We start from the raw sequence: 5,388 nt of genomic DNA on the forward strand, positions 1-5,388 counted from the left end.
ATCGCACATCCGCCTTACTGCATCCGATCGATCGTCCGATACTGCACCGCCTCCCCCACATGATTCGTTTTCAAGCTTTCATCCCCCGACAAATCAGCAATAGTTCTAGCAACCTTCAAAATTCGATCGCTAGCCCTCGCCGACAGCCCCAACTTCCGAATCGCCATCTCCAATAAATTCCGAGAAGCCTCATCCAACTGACACCATTTGTTAATGTGACTGCTTTGCATCTCCGCATTACAGCGCAAACTAGATTCCGACTGAAAACGGCGAGTTGCGATCTCTCGCGCCCGCTGCACCCTCACCCGCACCGGTTCCGACTCTTCCCCCGTCGGCTGTCGCGTAATTTCCTCGGGTTTCAAACGATTAACCGCCACTTGCAAATCAATCCGATCCATCAAAGGCCCCGACAGTTTAGCCCAATATTGCTCCCTCTTCTGCGGCGAACAAGTACACTGTTGAATCGAATCGCCGTAATAACCGCAAGCGCAAGGATTCGTACTTGCAACTAAAGTGAATTGAGCCGGAAACATCACCGATTGTCTAGTTCGAGAAATCGTCACATAACCATCTTCCAGCGGTTGCCGCAAAAACTCCAAAACATCTCTTTTAAACTCAGTTAATTCATCGAGAAAAAGGATGCCGCGATGTGCTAAGGAAATTTCACCCGGACGCGGAAAACTGCCGCCACCTACCAAAGAAGGCCCCGATGCCGAATGGTGAGGACTGCGAAAAGGCCGATCGCCCACCAAGCTTCCCTTATCCTTCAACAACCCAGCCACCGAATGAATCTGAGTTACATCCAAAGCTTCATCAAAAGTCAGCGGCGGCAAAATACCCGGCAAACGCCTCGCCAGCATAGTCTTACCGCTCCCTGGCGGCCCCACAAAAATTAAATTGTGTCCCCCCGCAGCCGCAATTTCCAAAGCCCGCCGCGCGTGAATTTGCCCCTTTACATCCTTTAAATCTAAACCCGGAAACCGCGTTTTTGCTAACTCTTCTCGACCGTTTACTTCTACAGGCGAATAAACTTCAGGATTGTTCAAAAAATCAGTAACTGCAAAAATATTCTCAAAACCATAAACAGATATTCCCTGCACCAAAGCCGCTTCCTGCGCGTTACCAGCCGGTACAACCAAGCCCGAAATACCCATTTTTTTAGCAGCAGCGGCGATCGGCAAAACCCCAGCCACAGCCCGCAAACTCCCATCTAAAGAAAGTTCCCCTAAAAACAAATAATCTCCCAAAAGTTCACCGCTGACTTGTTCCGATGCTGCTAAAATGCCAATGGCGATCGGCAAATCAAAACTCGGCCCCTCCTTCCGCAAATCCGCCGGAGTCAAATTAATCACAATACTCCGCATCGGAAAAGCATATCCCGAATTTTTCAGCGTAGCCCTAACCCTTTCCTTAGCTTCTTGCACCGCAGAATCTGGCAATCCCACAACCACAATTTTCGGTAGCCCCCCCGACACATCAGCCTCAACACCCACCTTTACCGCGTCAATTCCAACGATCGATGCACTCCAAACCCTAGCAAGCATTTTTCTTTATCCTTAATTTGCCTGTCCCTGATTCATCATCTATTATGATTAACAATGACTAATGAATATCGGGAGAGGCAAGAAAAACTTTTCCTTGCCTCTTCTTTTTCTCCTCTTCCCTCTCTCCTGCTGGGTCTTCCCTCTTCCCACTTCCCCTTCTCCCTTCCCACTTGGGCCTTCCCTCTTCCCTCTTCCCACTTGGGCCTTTTTCCCTCTTCCTTCTTCCTTCGTTAACACCCGTCAGGAACCTCAGCCTAAAGGCATGAGGCTTGAAAGAGAAATCTAACAAGCCATTCTGACGGGCCTTGCGTCTTAACTGACTACGTTTTTTGAGTCACGACACCCGCTTGATACGAAGCTAGTCCCTTGCTCTGTCGCTAGTGCTTAAACAGTTCTAAGGTCACGCTCGACAGTGCTGCTAGCCTAACAAGCTCACTAAACAAAGGCGAAGTACAGACGACCTGGCAGGTCGTCTCTTCTACCCCAGAAATGGGAGATTGAGGACAACCATATCCTCACGGGGGGGCAACCATACCCCCCTACCCCGCAAGGGGATTCAATTCAATGTAAAGCCGTTCTGTAAGGACGGGGTTTCAGACCCAAGGACTTTTGATGACAACTCAAGAAACGCTTTTCAGCAAAATCATCCGCAAAGAGATTCCCGCAGACATTGTTTATGAGGACGACTTGGCCCTCGCGTTCAGAGATATCAATCCGCAAGCACCGGTCCACATCCTCGTCATTCCCAAACAGCCTATTGCCAAATTAGCCGATGCCGAGTCGCAAGATCGTGATCTCATGGGACACCTGCTGCTGACTGTCAAGCGCGTAGCAGAACAACTCGGACTTAGCAACGGCTATCGCGTCGTCATTAATAGCGGCAGCGACGGCGGCCAAACTGTAGACCACCTCCACCTTCACATTCTCGGCGGACGGCAGATGAAGTGGCCCCCAGGCTAAAGCCTAATTTTTACGCAGAACTTGCGGACTCATCCTCAGAAACCCGGTTGATTTCTATTGCCCAGCGCTTCAGAAACCGGGTTTCTTTTTTCGTCAATAAACCCGGTTGATGGGCTCTTATTGAGAATGCAGCCCGATCGCACTAGAAACCCAGTTGTCAGTATTCTCCCGATACAAACTTACCGTCGCAGAATCCACCAGTGATATGTGAATAAATATTAAAAATCATCTCTTCAAGACCTAATTAAGAGATATTTAAATAGAAAGGATTTCGACCTGAACAAAAAAAATGCTCCAACTGCTGAACCAAGCTACAGACAATAAATTCAGTTCTTCAGGTCGCTATATTTAACCGATTTGGTGTGTAATATTACTTTGTAAAAAGCTACAAATATTTACGAAGAATTAAGTAATTGTAAATTTTTGTAAAAAGTTTAAATTGTCAGCAGAAATCCCTTGGCAAACAAGAGTGAATAATGTTACTAATAGAAGCGTGGGGCATCCCCACAACGAACCTTGAAAATTCAATTAAGCAATCATAAATCAAATGACAACAACCGTACAGCGTCGCGAAAGCGGCAACGTTTGGGAACGGTTCTGCGAGTGGGTAACTAGCACCGAAAACCGCATTTATGTGGGTTGGTTCGGCGTCTTGATGATTCCCACCTTGCTCAGCGCCACCGCCTGCTACATCATCGCCTTCATCGCTGCTCCTCCAGTGGACATCGACGGCATCCGCGAACCAGTTGCTGGTTCCTTAATGTACGGCAACAACATCATTACTGGTGCTGTTGTTCCTTCATCGAATGCGATCGGGCTTCACTTCTACCCCATCTGGGAAGCAGCTTCCTTAGACGAATGGTTGTACAACGGCGGCCCCTACCAATTGGTAGTTTTTCACTTCCTGATTGGCATTTTCTGCTACATGGGTCGTGAATGGGAACTGTCTTACCGCTTAGGTATGCGTCCTTGGATCTGCGTCGCTTACTCTGCACCTGTTGCAGCAGCAACCGCAGTATTCTTGATTTACCCGATCGGACAAGGCAGCTTTTCTGACGGTATGCCCTTGGGTATCAGCGGCACATTCAACTTCATGATCGTGTTCCAAGCTGAGCACAACATCCTGATGCACCCCTTCCATATGTTGGGAGTTGCTGGTGTCTTCGGCGGTGCTCTGTTCTCCGCCATGCACGGTTCCTTGGTAACATCTTCTTTGGTTCGGGAAACAACCGAAACAGAATCTTTGAACTACGGTTACAAATTCGGTCAAGAAGAAGAAACCTACAACATCGTTGCAGCCCACGGCTACTTCGGTCGTTTGATTTTCCAATACGCGAGCTTTAACAACAGCCGTTCTTTGCACTTCTTGTTAGGTGCATGGCCAGTAGTCGGTATCTGGTTTACCTCTTTGGGTATTTCCACGATGGCGTTTAACTTGAACGGTTTCAACTTCAACCAATCGGTTATCGACTCGCAAGGTCGCGTCATCAACACTTGGGCTGATGTCATCAACCGCGCTAACTTGGGTATGGAAGTAATGCACGAGCGCAACGCTCACAACTTCCCCCTCGACTTGGCCGCCGGTGAAGTCACCCCAGTAGCAATGGTTGCTCCTTCCATCAACGGCTAAATTTAGCTTTTGATTTAACAAAAAGCGCTCCTAGAAATAGGGGCGCTTTTTGTTTTGGTAAGTAGAATTTAATAGATTTTCTTCTGTTAAATTCGTTAAATCCCGTACACTGCGCGTTGCCGAGCTTCCTTCTTCCCGATCGATCTGATATATTAATTAGGAATTATTATTTTTGGCAATCATCAAAGTGGCGATATTTAACAGGCACAAATTTGCAAAACTCGCGGTTCATAAATCCAAAACATTAGCCTGGGCGATCGCATTTTTTAGCGGCATTTTGATGGCATTGACAACCGCACCAGTAAATGCTTGGCTATTGGCTTGGGTAGCATTAGCTCCCCTGTGGGTTTTGGTTGTCAGTTATCAAAAGCCAAAAATAGAACAACAAAAACAAAAATTTCTCTTTCTTCCTTCTTTCCTCAACATCCATCCGTTACATCTTGTACAGTGCTCGTTGCCGAACTTCCTTCTTCCTTCACTTTGGGGAATTGGCTATCACGGATTAGCTTTATCTTGGATTATGGGAATTCACCCGATGACTTGGTTGGGAGTTCCTTGGTGGCCAAGTTTGGCGATCGCACTTTTTTGCTGGGCATTCATCACCCTGTGGGGAGCCGCCTTAGTCGCCGTTTGGGCGTGGCTATTTGCGATCGCAATTTCCAAAATTAGTGGCACAGGCATCTTGCCTGTGATTCCCCAAAAAATTAGTGGCACAGGCATCTTGCCTGTGATTTCCCAAAAAATTAGTGGCACAGGCATCTTGCCTGTGATTTCCCAAAAAATTAGTGGCACAGGCATCTTGCCTGTGATTCCCCAAAAAATCAGTGGCACAGGCATCTTGCCTGTGATTCCCCAAAAAATCAGTGGCACAGGCATCTTGCCTGTGATTCCCCAAAAAATTAGTGGCACAGGCATCTTGCCTGTGATTCCCCAAAAACTTAGTGGCACAGGCATCTTGCCTGTGATTCCCCAAAAAATTAGTGGTACAGGCATCTTGCCTGTGATTTTCCAAAAAATTAGTGGTACAGGCATCTTGCCTGTGATTTTCCAAAAAATTAGTGGTACAGGCATCTTGCCTGTGATTTACCAAAAAATTAGTGGTACAGGCATCTTGCCTGTGATTTACCAAAAAATTAGTGGAACAGGCATCTTGCCTGTGATTTTCCAAAAAATTAGTGGCACAGGCATCTTGCCTGTGATTATCCAATAAATTAGTGGATCAGTCATCTTGCCTGTTATATGACAAAATATTAG

General features: G+C 47.1%; 4 protein-coding genes and 1 pseudogene. 3 read left to right on the forward strand and 2 right to left on the reverse strand.

The window, feature by feature from the left end; genetic code table 11:
- Window positions 1–14: 14 nt before the first annotated feature.
- Together ACUVJL_RS01050 and ACUVJL_RS01055 are read right to left on the reverse strand one after the other, a co-directional pair.
- Window positions 15–1,544 (reverse strand): YifB family Mg chelatase-like AAA ATPase, encoded by a 1,530-nt coding sequence (locus tag ACUVJL_RS01050; RefSeq protein ID WP_445244146.1) that lies wholly within the window; start codon window positions 1,542–1,544, stop codon window positions 15–17.
- A gap of 58 nt (window positions 1,545–1,602) precedes the next feature.
- Window positions 1,603–1,833, reverse strand: a complete 231-nt coding sequence (locus ACUVJL_RS01055; protein WP_445244147.1) for a hypothetical protein — start codon at window positions 1,831–1,833, stop codon at window positions 1,603–1,605.
- A gap of 323 nt (window positions 1,834–2,156) precedes the next feature.
- Here ACUVJL_RS01055 and ACUVJL_RS01060 point away from each other — a divergent pair, with 323 nt between their 5' ends.
- The 3 genes and pseudogenes from ACUVJL_RS01060 to ACUVJL_RS01070 form a co-directional block, all read left to right on the forward strand.
- Window positions 2,157–2,504 carry a histidine triad nucleotide-binding protein gene (locus ACUVJL_RS01060; RefSeq protein ID WP_445244148.1) on the forward strand — a complete coding sequence of 116 codons (348 nt, stop codon included), beginning with the start codon at window positions 2,157–2,159 and terminating at the stop codon, window positions 2,502–2,504.
- A gap of 547 nt (window positions 2,505–3,051) precedes the next feature.
- Window positions 3,052–4,134, forward strand: coding sequence for a photosystem II q(b) protein (gene psbA, locus ACUVJL_RS01065; protein WP_445244149.1), 1,083 nt, complete (start codon window positions 3,052–3,054; stop codon window positions 4,132–4,134).
- A 187-nt stretch (window positions 4,135–4,321) separates the two neighbouring features.
- Window positions 4,322–4,783 (forward strand): annotated as a pseudogene (locus ACUVJL_RS01070) (apolipoprotein N-acyltransferase); the annotation flags it as partial.
- Between the last annotated feature and the right edge of the window lie 605 nt (window positions 4,784–5,388).

This window comes from Microcoleus sp. OTE_8_concoct_300, from assembly GCF_031383065.1.
In the GTDB taxonomy this organism is placed as follows: Bacteria; Cyanobacteriota; Cyanobacteriia; order Cyanobacteriales; family Microcoleaceae; genus Microcoleus.

Bases quoted from the DNA above. Each gene is read 5' to 3' on its own strand.
- ACUVJL_RS01060 (WP_445244148.1), top strand. From the start codon at position 2,157: ATGACAACTCAAGAAACGCTTTTCAGCAAAATCATCCGCAAAGAGATT.
- psbA (WP_445244149.1), top strand. From the start codon at position 3,052: ATGACAACAACCGTACAGCGTCGCGAAAGCGGCAACGTTTGGGAACGG.
- ACUVJL_RS01050 (WP_445244146.1), bottom strand. From the start codon at position 1,544: ATGCTTGCTAGGGTTTGGAGTGCATCGATCGTTGGAATTGACGCGGTA.